This window comes from Zymobacter palmae, from assembly GCF_003610015.1.
Taxonomy (GTDB): Bacteria; Pseudomonadota; Gammaproteobacteria; order Pseudomonadales; family Halomonadaceae; genus Zymobacter; species Zymobacter palmae.
In genome coordinates this window covers 1,695,596-1,709,133 of record NZ_AP018933.1, presented here as the reverse complement: position 1 = coordinate 1,709,133, position 13,538 = coordinate 1,695,596, and the positions used below count along the sequence as shown (strand labels likewise).

The 13,538-nt window shown below is 55.9% G+C and carries 10 protein-coding genes; 7 read left to right on the top strand and 3 right to left on the bottom strand.

Annotated features, from left to right (window positions below; genetic code table 11):
* Positions 1-175: 175 nt before the first annotated feature.
* The 3 genes from ZBT109_RS07650 to ZBT109_RS07640 form a co-directional block, all read right to left on the bottom strand.
* Positions 176-400 (bottom strand): DUF1737 domain-containing protein, encoded by a 225-nt coding sequence (locus tag ZBT109_RS07650; RefSeq protein WP_027706284.1) that lies wholly within the window; start codon positions 398-400, stop codon positions 176-178.
* Between the two features lie 455 nt (positions 401-855).
* On the bottom strand, positions 856-1,284 hold the full coding sequence (locus ZBT109_RS07645) for a hypothetical protein (protein WP_027706285.1): 429 nt from the start codon (positions 1,282-1,284) through the stop codon (positions 856-858).
* A 104-nt stretch (positions 1,285-1,388) separates the two neighbouring features.
* Positions 1,389-1,868, bottom strand: coding sequence for a hypothetical protein (locus ZBT109_RS07640; RefSeq protein WP_027706286.1), 480 nt, complete (start codon positions 1,866-1,868; stop codon positions 1,389-1,391).
* 168 nt (positions 1,869-2,036) lie between these two features.
* Here ZBT109_RS07640 and ZBT109_RS07635 point away from each other — a divergent pair, with 168 nt between their 5' ends.
* From ZBT109_RS07635 to arnA, 7 genes are all read left to right on the top strand, one after another.
* Positions 2,037-2,339 (top strand): transcriptional regulator, encoded by a 303-nt coding sequence (locus ZBT109_RS07635; RefSeq protein ID WP_197714326.1) that lies wholly within the window; start codon positions 2,037-2,039, stop codon positions 2,337-2,339.
* A gap of 406 nt (positions 2,340-2,745) precedes the next feature.
* Positions 2,746-4,812 carry a polyphosphate kinase 1 gene (gene ppk1 / locus ZBT109_RS07630; protein WP_027706287.1) on the top strand — a complete coding sequence of 689 codons (2,067 nt, stop codon included), beginning with the start codon at positions 2,746-2,748 and terminating at the stop codon, positions 4,810-4,812.
* A 75-nt stretch (positions 4,813-4,887) separates the two neighbouring features.
* On the top strand, positions 4,888-6,426 hold the full coding sequence (locus ZBT109_RS07625; protein ID WP_027706288.1) for a Ppx/GppA phosphatase family protein: 1,539 nt from the start codon (positions 4,888-4,890) through the stop codon (positions 6,424-6,426).
* 765 nt (positions 6,427-7,191) lie between these two features.
* Positions 7,192-8,919 (top strand): phospholipid carrier-dependent glycosyltransferase, encoded by a 1,728-nt coding sequence (locus ZBT109_RS07620; protein ID WP_051524237.1) that lies wholly within the window; start codon positions 7,192-7,194, stop codon positions 8,917-8,919.
* Positions 8,920-9,352: 433 nt separating this feature from the next.
* Positions 9,353-10,504 (top strand): UDP-4-amino-4-deoxy-L-arabinose aminotransferase, encoded by a 1,152-nt coding sequence (gene arnB / locus ZBT109_RS07615; RefSeq protein ID WP_027706289.1) that lies wholly within the window; start codon positions 9,353-9,355, stop codon positions 10,502-10,504.
* Positions 10,505-10,507: 3 nt separating this feature from the next.
* A complete protein-coding gene (locus tag ZBT109_RS07610) occupies positions 10,508-11,560 on the top strand; it encodes a glycosyltransferase (protein WP_051524238.1) in 1,053 nt (350 codons plus the stop codon).
* Complete coding sequence (gene arnA / locus ZBT109_RS07605; RefSeq protein ID WP_027706290.1) at positions 11,557-13,536, top strand: bifunctional UDP-4-amino-4-deoxy-L-arabinose formyltransferase/UDP-glucuronic acid oxidase ArnA; 1,980 nt, start codon at positions 11,557-11,559, stop codon at positions 13,534-13,536. The genes ZBT109_RS07610 and arnA overlap by 4 nt, the downstream gene beginning before the upstream one ends.
* The last annotated feature ends 2 nt before the right edge of the window (positions 13,537-13,538 follow it).

Below are 13,538 nucleotides of genomic sequence, written 5' to 3'. Positions count from 1 at the left end.
CACTGCTTTGATATGAAGACAAAAGGCCCCCGCCGATAGCGATATCGACGGGGGCCTTTGCATTTCCGATGGCGGTCAGGCGTGCCTATGCCCAGAAGAGCGATAGCACGGCAGCGCGGATACCGTTGGGTGATCGCTGAAGGAGGAGGCAGGCCGTTAGGCCAGTGCCCCGTGGCTAGGCATTGTCCGCGTCGAACGCGTCGTAGACGCCAGGCCAGTACACGGCCTGCGCGAAATAGACACGACGGTTTGTTGACTGATTGATAACGGGCGACCCTTGGAGCCGATACCCCATTCGCAGCGCCGCACACACCTTGTGATTGAGCTCTTCCTTGTTGACCGAGGTCAACAGCATGTAAACGTCATACCCTTCAGGGAGAGAGGAAAGGGAAGTCGGCATCGGAACGCTCCTGAATATCAAACCAAGCGGTAATCGCAATCATGAATGAAATGGCCTTCGGTACAGGGCCTTGTCACAAAAGATACCGCAATCCCACCTTCCCGCACCACTTTCCGGCCGGCTAGCGACGGCTCCGGTGGCGAGCGGTGCTTACGGGGCATTAATATACCGTTATCATTGGCATATGATAACCATGCACTTTGGAGAGGTATAATAGCGCAAAACAGCAAATGGAAAGGTGTGAAAGGAGATGAGCGTAAGGATACGCTGAGCGTGATAACGACATAACGACAAGGAGGGGCAGTGCGTGGGTTTACCTTAAGGAGGTCGGCAGATGACGTAACGGTATGCCGCTCTGTCTGCCACCGCCTTGTTCATGACGGTTATGTTTATCTATTCATAAAGGAAACAGATTCGAGCGGCAGACATCCTGAATGACCGCTCGAAAGGTGTCGTTAGTCTCTGTCCTTGCGTACGCGCAATAGCATACGCAACGCACGCTCGATGATATGTGCCTGATCGGCATCGAGTTGCAACAAGGTATTCGCCACGCTGTCCACGCAGCGGCGATGCTCTTCAGAGGCATTTTCGTAGACGCGAGTCTGATAGGCACGACGCGGCTCTTCGATCCCGACCGGCTGCGGCTGGTTGGGCTCATAGTCCAGCGAATAGCGAGGTAGGTTGAGACGCGCTTCGATGTCGCGTGCCAGTTCCTCGCCGATATTGCGATTGGACTGTGATGAAGTGGAACCGTGCGTCGACAGTATCCGGGAGATATAGCTGGGTGAACGCTCCAACGCATTGGCGAGTTCTACCTGCCTACCCTCGAACAGGTCGTTCATCAGATTACGTAAGTTCTTACGGCGGATGTCATAGATCGTCATACCGCTATCATCGCGGGAGCTTATTCAAAGATAAATTTCCCGCGGGATAATTCGGATATGCCTTTAAGGTCATTATGTCATGCGGTGTCTACCGCGAACGACGCTCACTTGTGAGCACGGAGTACGTCTATTACCTTGCGTAGGGTTTCGACCTCCGCCAAGGACATGAAAGGCAGGCTATTCATGATGTATTGGATATGCGCACAATGGCGACATTGTGTCTCAGTATCACCGTGACAGCAGCCCGGCGTAGAGAACGGAGGCGTCGGTGCTTGGTCAGAATCATCACGCGTCGTGTCGTAGGCCTCCATCGGCTCACCGACAGTTTGGGCGGCACCATTGGCAAGTGGACGATCAAGATAGCCCGTTTCCAGACCAAGATGGTGCTCAATGCGACGCGCACTGATCTCACTCATATTTCGCGTCCACGACTTGCCATCCCGCGGCGGTGATAGCCAACGGGATATTTCACCTGCATTGCGCTCGACCGCCTTTGCGAGGGCAGTCTGATTTCCCTTGAACCGTTCGCGAATCAAGCGTTGCAGGTGAATGCGTCGCCGATCGTATAGCGTGTTGATATCCATGACGCTATCATCGCGTAACGTTTCCTTCGGGTAAATAACCGCAGGGTGTTGATGTTAAAATAACCTTGAGGTCATAATGGGCGTGACCTTTATGGTAACAGCAACGGGAGGAGCCGTGCTCACCTTCTATGTCGACCAGCACTAATATGGAGTAAGAGGAACAGAAGCATGACAAAGAAAAGAAACACGCAGCTGTTGAACTGGATCAAGACGGCGACCGATGAACAGGTCAATATGGCCGGGGCCTCACGCAGCTACCTGCGCCTGATCGCCTATGGTCACAAGCACCCCTCGGCCTCGGTGGCGGCCGGTATTGAGCGGGCCACGCAAGGGGCGGTCACGCGGCAGCAGCTGCGCCCGCAGGACTGGCCACTGATCTGGCCAGAGCTTGCCGACAGCCCCGAGCAGATCGCACAGGCCGCAAAGGCACTGGCGACCATTCAAGCGCAGACCGAGCATTCGCCACGATAATAAAGACAGCGCTATTTTATTTGATGTAATCAAGCGGGCATGCCGCTTCGAGCGAGCATGAAAAGGGCGCGCTATGCGGGCCGATGCGTAATGCGGCACGGGTAGGGCGCCTTGCAATTATGGACCAGTGGCACTATCGGTTATCACAGCCACTAGCGGTTATCACCGTGACCGAAATCACTGATCGCTGCGATGGAAGGGCGGACGCAGGGTGGGGATCCGTGTTCAGTGAGGGTAGGGCAGCAGAGGCATGATGCAATGACGTTTCCTTTAAGAAATAAATGGCGGTCCTGAAACGTGCGGTAAAAATAAAAAGCGCATTGCCTGTTGTCATATAACCGTCACATATCTATGTGATTTTGGAATACGAGGGTGCTGAACATGGACATAGTCTCGTGAGGTTATAATGGGTAAAAATAAACCCGATGTCAGCAAGGAAATAAGCTGGCTGGCATTCAATGAACGAGTATTGCAAGAGGCAGCGGATAAGAATAATCCCCTTATTGAACGAATGCGCTTTCTTGGCATTTATTCCAGCAACCTTGAAGAATTCTATAAAGTGCGCGTTGCTGATCTGCGGCGTAGGATGCTGATCTACGAACATCAGCCGCAGGGACATGAACTGCGCCAGCTGCTCAAGCAGATCAGGGCCTACGTCAAGGCGCTGGAGCAGCGGTTCGATGCGCTTTACAAAGCGCTGCTGATAGAGCTGGCCCGTAATCAGATATTCTTGGTCAATGAACACCAGTTGACGGCCGAACAGCAGCAGTGGTTGAGTCGGTATTTTATCGATAATCTGCACCCGTACATCAACCCTATTATGATCAGTCCAGAAATGGATCTGACCCGCTTTTTGAAAGACGATAACACTTATTTAGCCGTCGATATAAAATGCGGCAAGCATACGCACTATGCGTTACTCGAAATTATTTCCAATAAACTACCGCGATTTATCACCCTGCCATCTTCCTCTCGTCGCCGTCACAGCATCATTCTGCTGGACAATGTCATGCGCTATTGCCTGCGCGATATCTTCGAACAGTTCTATGACCCCATTGATGAACTGCACGCGTATGCAATGAAGATGACACGGGATGCGGAATACGATCTGGTCTCGGAGGTGGAATCGAGTCTGCTTGATGTGATGTCCTCCAGTCTCAAGCAGCGTCTGACGGCCAAACTGGTGCGGTTCGTCTATCAGCGTGAGATGCCGCAGGAAATGGTGGCGATGCTGTGCGAGAAACTGTCGATCACCGATGCCGACTACCTGACCGCAGGTGGCCGTTATCACAGCGACAAGGACTTCATCAAGTTCCCCAATATCGGGCGACGCAGTCTGGAATACCGACCGCTGCCGCCAGCCGCGCATCCCGCTTTCAAGGGTTGCCGCAACGGTTTTGATGCGATCCGGCGGCAGGATATCCTGCTGTACTATCCCTACCATTCGTTCGAGCATGTGCTGGATGTGCTGCGTCAGGCTGCCTGCGATCCCGATGTGGTGTCTCTCAAGATCAATATCTATCGCGTTGCCCGTCAGTCACAGGTGATCGACGCCTTGGTGCACGCGGCCTATAACGGCAAGAAAGTGACGGTAATGGTCGAGCTTCAAGCCCGCTTCGACGAAGAAGCCAATATCATGTGGGCCAAGCGTCTGACCGATGCCGGTGTGCGCGTACTGTTTTCCGCGCCGGGGTTCAAGGTGCACGCCAAGCTGTTTTTGATTACGCGCCGAGAGGGAAATGCGCTCGTGCAGTATGCCCATATCGGTACCGGCAACTTCAATGAATCGACAGCTCGGTTGTATACCGACTACTCGCTGCTGACCGCTGATGAACGCATCACCGATGAAGTGCAGCGCGTGTTCCGCTTTCTGGAAATGCCATATTTCCCGGAAACGTTCGAACATCTGATGGTTTCACCACAGAACACGCGTGAATCGCTGTATGCGCTGATCGACCATGAAATCCATAACGCCGGGCAGGGCAAGGCTACTGGCATCACGCTCAAGGTTAACAATCTGGTCGATGATGGCTTGATTGAGCGGCTATATGCTGCCTCCCGCGCGGGGGTGCCGATCGATTTGTTGGTGCGCGGTATGTGCACGTTGGTGCCTCAGCAGAAAGGGCTTAGCGATAACATTCGGGCCATCAGCATCCTTGATCGCTATCTGGAGCACGACCGTGTCTACGTCTTTGAGAACAATGGCAATCGACGGGTGTTCATTTCATCCGCGGACTGGATGACGCGCAATATCGACAATCGCGTTGAAGTGGCCGTGGAGCTGCTCGCGCCCGCCATCAAGCGTCAGGTGCTGGACATCCTTGCGCTGCTGTTCAGCGACAATACCAAGGCGCGTGTTATCGACCGCTCGCTGAGCAATCGCTATGTGCCGCGCGGCAATCAGCGCAAGGTAAGAGGGCAGCTTGCTGTCCACCAGTACATCGAACGTATGGCAAGCGATTCGCATGCGTAGACCGTTCGCTGAATAACAATAACTGCCTGCGTACGTTGCCGTGTGCAAAGGTGATCTAAAAGGACTCATATCACTATGCCTATCTCTTCCGTTCCTGCGCGCAGCCAGTCACAGGCGCCGCGTGAATATGCCGTGATTGATCTGGGATCCAACAGCTTCCAGATGCTCGTGGCAAGAATCGCCAACGACACCGTGTACGCGGTAGATCGCATCCGCTATCCCGTGCGCTTGGCGGCGGGGCTGAACGATCAGATGGCCATGAGCGAAGAATCTATGCAGCGTGGGCTGGATTGCCTGGCTCTGTTTGCTGAGCGTCTGCAAGGCTTTCCCGCCGAAAGCGTGTCGATCATCGGCACCTATACGCTGAGGGTCGCGACCAATACCGACGTTTTCCTTGAGCGGGCTGCGGCCATTCTGCCGTATCCCATTGAGGTCGTGTCGGGTCATCAGGAGGCGCGCCTGATCTTTATGGGCGTCGAGCATACTCAGCCCGAGCAGGGCCAGATACTGGTCATCGATATCGGTGGTGGTTCGACCGAATGCATTATTGGCAAGGATTTCACGCCGCTGCTGATCGAAAGCTGTTCGATGGGCTGTGTCAGCTTTGCCGATGTCTATTTCGGCAATGAAGAGATCAGCCCCGAGCGCTTTGAACGTGCACGCGCCGCTGCCGCACAGAAGATGGTGTCGTCCGCGGCGCAGTTCAGCGAATACGGTTGGGAGTGCGGTTTGGGCACGTCCAGCACCATCAAGTCGATAAGCCGTGTGCTGGCCAGTATGGAAGAGCCGGAAGGGCGGGTGACACGCAAAGGGCTAGAGCGATTGGTCGCTGAGGTGTTGAAGTACACCACTTTCGACAGCCTGATCCTGCCGGGGCTGCCCAAAGAGCGCAAGGGCATCTTTGTGCCGGGGCTGGCAATCCTATGTGGTGTGTTCGATGCACTGGGTCTTGAAACGCTGCACTACTGTGCCAGCGGGCTGCGTGAAGGGATGCTGTATGAAACCGAACCCACTTGGCGTTGCCACGATATACGCAGTCGCTCCTTTGGAGCGCTGACGATACAGTACATGCTGGACGTTGCGCAGGCCGAACGCGTTACGGAAACAATGTTGGCCCTGTATGCGCAGTGGCGCCAGCAGAACCCGACGCTGGTCAATGCGTGGCTTGAACCGCTCGTGCACTGGAGTGGCATGCTGCATGAGATGGGCTTAAGCCTTAACTACAGCTGGCGTCAGCGCCACGCCGCCTATATTCTTCAGAACGCCAGCATTCCCGGATTCGATCAGGAGCAGCTGTCGGTGTTGTCGGCATGGGTGGGCGCACAGCGCAAAGGTATCAAAGTCGAAGACATTCCGTTTTCCGCCCTGTTTAGGAAAGAACAGCTGTTGCCGCTGATACTGATACTGCGCCTTGCCGTCATCCTTCACCGCAAGCGTCAGGCCAGCGCGTTACCCGATGCATGGGCTATCGAATCCAAGGGCATGCACTGGACGCTGTACCTGCCCGAGCGTTATCAGCAACAGCAGCATATCGTGATGGACGATCTCGAAAAGGAAAAGAGTCATTGGAAGAAGCTGGGCTGGAAGCTGTCGATACGCCATAAGACACCCTGACCGGCGCGGTACCGTGCCCCTTCGGCTCTACGATTGGGGCGCGGTGTCCTCTCTTGTGCTGAACTCTCTTGCGCTGAACACTGCCGAAGCTAGCGCTTTGGCTTGTCGTTTGGCTCATTGGCATTGCGTGGCATCCGCCGCCTAAGCATGCACTGTGATCGCAGTGGAAAGACGCTTTGTTGATGATGGCATGTACGTTGGTGTGGCTACCCATGACGTTATTTCCAACCGACAGGTTGATGGATAAGAGCGAAGGGCCGTGACCATGGCCTGTATCGTTACTGCTCTTATATGATCTTATTATCTGCTGTAAACCGAGTGACACGGGCTTATTTCATATTGCTGATCATGGTATTTGGGCGGCAGTGACGCAGCCGATCATATAACAGCTATCGCTGCGTTGATTATGTTGAAGTCAGTTATGATTTCTTCAAATTGTTGATACTAGACTAATAAATCCTTTTTTTTGTCTCGATGACATGACCTTTACAAGTCAGTGTATTTCTTCTCGTCAGGCGCGTTAATCCTATCTTCAATATTCATTAATATGGGCTGCAGACGGCAGCGGCATAGTCCTATCGGTAACCTTCAGTAGCGGTATCTATCCGCCTGATCATTCCTTTATGTGCATTGCTGCTGTGCCTGTGGGTGCGGCAATGGGGGTGCCCTTATCCCCCGCAGGGTGATCGTTGATTCATGGTGTAGACAGACCTCGCCTTGAATCGCGGGGCACCCCGTGGCAATGCTGACGGAGTCCGCACTGGCATGGCCGCTCTTCACTGTTCGACAAACGATCGCTCGACCCGCGATGCCGCACGGCGCAGTGCGCTGCGCTATGGTGGGGGCATCGTGCTGTTCTATCTCGTAACGTATATCGTACCGCTTGGCTGGCGGCCGTTACTGGCCCCGGATGAAACCCGTTATGCGCAGATCGGCAGCCTGATGATGCGTTCGGGCGATCTGGTCGTGCCGCATTTTCTGGGCCTGCGTTACTTCGAAAAGCCCATTTTGGGGTATTGGCTTAATGCCGGTGCACAGTGGCTGCTTGGCAGCAGCAATTTCTCAGCACGTCTCAGCTGTGCGCTGGCCGCGGGGATAAGTGGGCTCATGGTGTATCGGATGGCGCAGTTGCTGTGGCGCAACGCGCGCTGTGCGGCCTGCTGCGCGCTGGCATACCTGTCGATGCTGATGGTGTTCTGTACGGGCACTTACATTTCCATCGACGCGCCGCTGTCGCTATGGATGACCGCAATCATGCTGAGCGGTGTATGGGCCTATGCCCGTGATAGCCGTGCATCGCGTGTCTGGGGGTATCTGTGGATTGGGGTGGCCAGTGGGGCAGGGGTCATGACCAAAGGCTTTCTGGCGCTGGCGATTCCTGTGCTGGTGATGGTGCCGTGGCTGATGGTAACGCGGCGGACGCGCCATCTATGGACATACGGGCCGCTGGCTGTACTGGCGGCCGTGCTGACGGTACTGCCCTGGGGGCTGATCGTTCATCAGCGTGACCCGCAGTTCTGGTCTTTCTTCTTCTGGCATGAACATATCCAGCGTTTTTTCAGTCAGACAGAGGCTCAGCATGCCGCCCCTTGCTATTTCTTCGTGCCTGTCGTGCTGCTGGGGCTCTTCCCTTGGTGGGGCAGCGTATTCCACATGCGCGACCAGTCACGAGGCATGGCCCCCGCCACTCGGCGCTATCTGCTGCTGTGGTGTGTGATGCCGTTTCTGTTTTTCAGCTGTGCCCGCGGCAAATTGGCACCCTATATTCTGCCGTGTTTTCCTGCACTGGCGCTGTTGGTGGGCTATACACTCTATGCGCTGTATTTAAAGCATAAATTGAGTGCGCTACGCTGGCACGGCCTGTGGGCCGCACTGGGAGGCGCGGCAGGGCTGATGCTACTGCTTTGCGGCAGCGGCCATCACTTCGATTTGCGCGTTGATATGTTCGCTTATGTAACGGCCATCGTCATGCTGTGTGCTGTTACCCTGTTGGGATTAGGCGTGGTGTGGCGGCCTCGCTGGGTCATGTCGCTTGCGCTGATTCCTACCGCATTGGCTTGGGGCATACCGTTCTGTATGCCCGTAGAGCGCCTTTATGACAAGGCCCCAGTGGTGTTCGCTCAGCAGCATAATGATCTGATGGCACACAGCGCTGTACTGGTCAGCAATGGCATTAGTGATGCGGCGGCGCTGAGCTGGCTGACACGACGCGATGACATCGTGATCTACGATGCGGTGGGTGAGCTGGCGTTCGGGCTTCAGGATCACCCCGAGCGCTGGGTTAGCGTTGATGCGCTTCCTGGCTGGCTTGAGCAGGCGCGACACTGCGGACGTGTGACCATGATGCTGGATAATGATCAGGACAGCTTCGCACCGACGCTGGCGCTTAACCCCGATATCATCGATACGCGGGGCACCTATAGCCTGCTGAGTTTTGCCGCACGCCCGGGAACGGCTGAACGCTGTGCTGTAGCGCGGCAGAGACCGCAGTGACGCACTCAAAAGCCTGCCTTGCTTCATTCTGCCCACGTAATGGAAGCGATACGCTGCGAGTGAAATTATGCACGGAATGAACCTTCGGCACTTGCACATATCATATAGCTGTGCACGAGGTAAAACGCTTGAAAGTGCAGTGGTTTTGCTGCGGCAGTAGGTGTTTACTGCGGCTACTCGGGTGGAAAGTAGTGGCGATGCGGCATAGAGTATGGACGCCGTAACGCGTGGATACGGCATCGCTACTTATCCCTACAATTCAGTGCTGTATTGCTGGAAGTTGAGGCCTAACATTGTGCAAATCCGCGCGTTGAGACGCGTTGCACAAGGCTATAACCGCATGACGGGGTGTAGGCGCATCCCTTGCATGTGTCAGCAACAATTCGGCGTCTGTCCATTATTGCGTCATATGCAATGGAAGGAGTTAAGTCAAATGTCTGCGTTTATTCCGTTGTGCCGTCCCGCCATTGGCGAGCGTGAAATCGACGCCGTCGTCGAGGTGCTGCGTTCAGGCTGGATTACGACCGGTGCGAAGTGCCATGAGCTAGAGCAGGCGTTCTGCGATACGCTCGGATGCAAGCACGCCATTGCGGTCAGTTCGGCGACGGCTGGCATGCACATCATGCTGGAAGCACTGGGTATCGGGCCGGGCGATGAAGTCATCACGCCGTCCCAGACCTGGGTATCGACCGTCAACCTGATCATGCTGGCCGGTGCGACACCGGTATTCATTGATGTCGACCGCGATACGCTGATGGTGACGCCCGATGCCATCGAGGCGGCCATTACACCACGTACCAAAGCGATTATTCCCGTGCACTATGCGGGTGCGCCCATTGACCTAGATGCGATCTGCGCCGTTGCTCGTCGCCACAATGTGACGTTGATTGAAGACGCTGCGCATGCCGTGGGTACGCTGTACAAGGGTGTACCGGTAGGGCGTGAAGGCACGGCCATCTTCTCGCTGCATGCGATCAAGAACATCACGTCGGCCGAAGGCGGTATGATCGTGACCGATGACGATGCGTTGGCTGAAACGCTGGCCATGCTCAAGTTCCACGGGCTGGGTGTCGACGCTTTCGATCGCCAAGCTAATGGGCGTCGTCCGCAGGCAGAGGTGCTGTCGCCAGGCTTCAAGTGCAATCTGGCCGACATGAACGCTGTCATCGCGCTGACCCAGTGGCCACGCCTTGTCGAGATCAACGAGCGTCGCCGTGTACTGTGCGAGCGCTATCGTAATGGTCTGAAAGGGTTGCCGCTCATTCCGCTTTCGGCACCCGAATGGGATCACCGCCATGCTCACCATCTGTTTATCGTGCGCGTGGACGATACCCGTACATCGCTGGGTCGCGATGCGATTATGCAGAAGCTGAAAGAGGATGACATTGGCAGTGGCATTCACTTTAAGGCCATCCATCAGCAGAAATACTACCGCGAACGCTTCCCGGCTGGCACGCTACCGCACGCGCTGCCCAACACCGAGTGGAACAATGACCGGCTGTTCAGCCTGCCACTGTTCCCCGACCTTTCTTTTGACGATGTCGACCGTGTGGTGGCATCCCTGACCCGAATCCTGGAGGACTGACGGGTGACACCCACTTCCTTTGCTTTGATCTCCATCGTTATTCCTGTTTTCAACGAGCAGGCCAGTCTGTCGGAGCTGCTCGAACGTACCGACAAGGCTTGCCGCCAGCTGAACAGGCCTTATGAAATCATTTTTGTCGACGATGGTAGCCATGATGACAGTGTGGCGCTGCTGAAACAGGCCGCCGACCGTGAAGGCAGTGCGATTCGCGTTGTCGTACTGAATCGCAACTATGGGCAGCATGCGGCCATCATGGCGGGGTTCGAAGCCTCGCGTGGCGATTTCGTGATCACGCTGGATGCCGACCTCCAGAACCCGCCGGAAGAGATTCCGCGTTTGGTCGAGGCGGGGCTGAAAGGGTATGACGTCGTTGCCACTGTGCGTCGCAACCGTCAGGACTCCTTCTTCCGTCGCTTATCGTCACGGCTGATCAACGGTGCCGTGCGCCGTGCGACGGGCGTTATGATGACCGACTACGGCTGTATGCTGCGCGGCTATCATCGCCGCATCATCGACGCGATGCTGCAGTGCCATGAGCGCAGCACCTTCATTCCGATTCTGGCCAACAGCTTCGCGCGCAACACCATTGAGTTCGAAGTGGATCATGCCGAACGTGAGCACGGTGAATCACGCTACAGCCTGATGCGTCTGATCAGCCTGATGTTTGATCTGGTCACTTGTATGACGACGCAGCCGCTGCGGTTGGCCAGCCTGGCCGGGGCGCTGATCGCGGCTGCAGGCTTTGTGTTCGCACTGCTGTTGATCGTGCTGCGCATTGCTTTGGGATCCGCATGGGGGCTCAACGGCGTATTTCCGCTGTTTGCGATCCTATTTATCTTCATCGGTGTACAGATGATTGGTATCGGGCTGGTCGGGGAATACCTTGGCCGCATGTACAACGATGTACGCGCCCGTCCACGCTATTTCGTCGAAGACACCTATGAGAGCGCTTCGCTGCGTTCTGACGCGGCCTCAGCGCTGACTTCTTCCGATGCGCCTACCGAAGACGCATCGACTTCTACTATTTCCAAGGATGCTGGAGATTGCACACAATGAAAGCCATAGTCTTTGCGTACCAGGACTTCGGATGTCAGGGCATTGAAGCCCTGCTGGCAGCGGGTTATCAGATTGAAGCAGTGTTCACGTTGCGTGATGACCCCAACGAGCAGCAGTTCTTCGGTTCCGTCGCTGCCCTGTGTGCTCGGCACGGCATTGCGGTATTCGCACCGGAAGATGTCAATGATCCTCTCTGGGTCGGCCGTATTCGTGCCATGGCCCCTGATGTCATCTTCTCGTTCTATTACCGCAAGCTGTTGAGTCAGGCGATCCTCGATATTCCGCCGAAGGGTGCCTACAACCTGCACGGCTCGCTGCTGCCGCGCTACCGTGGTCGTGCACCGCTTAACTGGGCGATCATCCACGGTGAGAAAGAAGCCGGACTGACGCTGCATACGATGGTGGCCAAGGCCGATGCAGGCGACATCATTGACGCTGAAAAAGTCGCCATCGCTGATGAGGACACCGCAGGCACCATGCATCCGCGCATGGTTCAGGCGGCCCGCACGCTGCTGGACCGCACTCTGCCGATGATCAAAAACGGTCAGGCCAAGGCGACGCCGCAGGACGAATCTCAGGCGAGCTACTTCGGTCGCCGCACGCCGGCGGACGGCGAGCTGGACTGGAGCAAACCGGCCCGTGATGTCCACAACATGGTGCGCGCGCTGACCCAGCCTTATCCGGGGGCCTTCACGCACAGCGGTACGCGTCGCGTCACGATTTGGTCATCCGAACCGGTGGCTTCCAAGGATACAAATGCTGCACCGGGCACAGTGCTGTCTGCTGAGCCACTCGAAGTGGCCTGTGGTGAAGGTGCGCTGCGCATCCTGACCGCACAGACTGAAACCGGCCTGATCGCACCGGCGCGCCAAGTCGTGCAGGAAATGGGGCTTGTCAGCGGCCTGCGTCTGGGCAACATGCCGAAAGGCAAGCAGCGCAAAACGCGCGTGCTGATTCTGGGGGTCAATGGTTTCATCGGTTACCACCTGTCCAAGCGTCTGCTCGAAGATGGTGGCTATGAAGTTTACGGTCTCGATATCAGTACCGATGCCATCCAGCCGTTCATCAGCAATCCTGATTTCCACTTCGTGGAAGGCGACATCTCTATTCACGCTGAATGGATTGAATATCACGTCAAGAAATGCGACGTGGTGCTGCCGCTGGTCGCCATCGCGACGCCGATCGAGTACACCCGCAACCCGCTGCGCGTTTTCGAGCTCGACTTCGAAGAAAACCTGCGCATTATTCGCTACTGCGTGAAGTACAACAAACGTGTGATCTTCCCGTCCACGTCTGAAGTGTACGGCATGTGCGATGACGATTACTTCGACGAAGAAACATCGCGCCTGATCGTCGGTCCGATCAACAAACCGCGCTGGATCTACTCGTCTTCCAAGCAGCTGCTGGACCGCGTCATCTGGGCCTACGGCATGCGTGGCGAGCTGGACTTCACGCTGTTCCGTCCGTTCAACTGGATGGGCCCGCGTCTCGACAGTCTTGATTCCGCCCGCATCGGTAGCTCACGCGCCATCACCCAGCTGATCCTCAACCTGGTGGAAGGTACGCCGATCAAGCTGATCGACGGTGGCGAGCAAAAACGCTGCTTCACCGACATTGATGAAGGGGCCGACGCGCTGTTCCGCATCGTGGAAGACAAGAACCACACGTGCCATAAGCAGATCATCAATATCGGTAACCCCGACAACGAAGCCAGCATCAAGCACATGGCGGAAGTGCTGCTCGAGAAATTCGAGAAACACCCGCTGCGTAAGCACTTCCCGGCGTTCGCAGGCTTCAAGGTCGTCGATAACCGTGCGTTCTATGGCGAAGGCTATCAGGATGTTAGCCATCGTCGTCCGAGCATCGAAAACGCCAAGCGCCTGCTGGACTGGACGCCGTCCATTCCGATGGAGAAGACGATCGAGGATACCCTCGACTTCTTCCTGCAGCAGGCGGTCGATGCCCTTGAATCCTGAGT

Coding starts and splice junctions, on each gene's coding strand:
- ZBT109_RS07650 (WP_027706284.1), bottom strand. CDS start 400: ATGCCGACTTCCCTTTCCTCTCTCCCTGAAGGGTATGACGTTTACATG.
- ZBT109_RS07645 (WP_027706285.1), bottom strand. CDS start 1,284: ATGACGATCTATGACATCCGCCGTAAGAACTTACGTAATCTGATGAAC.
- ZBT109_RS07640 (WP_027706286.1), bottom strand. CDS start 1,868: ATGGATATCAACACGCTATACGATCGGCGACGCATTCACCTGCAACGC.
- ZBT109_RS07635 (WP_197714326.1), top strand. CDS start 2,037: ATGACAAAGAAAAGAAACACGCAGCTGTTGAACTGGATCAAGACGGCG.
- ppk1 (WP_027706287.1), top strand. CDS start 2,746: ATGGGTAAAAATAAACCCGATGTCAGCAAGGAAATAAGCTGGCTGGCA.
- ZBT109_RS07625 (WP_027706288.1), top strand. CDS start 4,888: ATGCCTATCTCTTCCGTTCCTGCGCGCAGCCAGTCACAGGCGCCGCGT.
- ZBT109_RS07620 (WP_051524237.1), top strand. CDS start 7,192: ATGGCCGCTCTTCACTGTTCGACAAACGATCGCTCGACCCGCGATGCC.
- arnB (WP_027706289.1), top strand. CDS start 9,353: ATGTCTGCGTTTATTCCGTTGTGCCGTCCCGCCATTGGCGAGCGTGAA.
- arnA (WP_027706290.1), top strand. CDS start 11,557: ATGAAAGCCATAGTCTTTGCGTACCAGGACTTCGGATGTCAGGGCATT.